The 375-nt window shown below is 38.1% G+C and carries 1 pseudogene; it reads left to right on the top strand.

The window, feature by feature from the left end:
• Nucleotides 1-183, top strand: a pseudogene (locus tag KI356_RS18545) (hypothetical protein); the annotation flags it as partial.
• Between the last annotated feature and the right edge of the window lie 192 nt (nucleotides 184-375).

The following is a 375-nucleotide window of genomic DNA, read 5'->3' as shown; positions in this document are numbered from 1 at the left end:
ATGGTCTGTTGTGGGAGTGCTGATGGCACACCGCAATCTTGCACGTCAGCGATACCAGAAATGGACTTCGCCTTTGGTAGCAAGAATCCCACTGACGTTAGTCAGCTAGCCCCTTTAGGGATGGGAGTGTCAATTACTGGTATTACCAGCACTTGCTATTTCACACCATTTGTTGTAAGATAGTAATTAAGGTCAATTTAACACTGCATTTTCTTTGCATATTATCAAGTATCAATCAGGGACATTTTGTCCTCCTTATGGGTCTTTGATAATATGTGAACTTTTATTTTCAATCAAATAAGGCCGATCATATTGTAATCTTTTTAAATTTTAGGAGGCATTACCATGACATTAACAGGTAAAGTAAAATGGTTT

The organism is Bacillus hominis (assembly GCF_018332515.1).
GTDB lineage: Bacteria > Bacillota > Bacilli > Bacillales > Bacillaceae_G > Bacillus_A > Bacillus_A hominis.
Note: the sequence above shows the minus strand (reverse complement) of the source record. Positions and strands in the feature narration are given on the sequence as shown.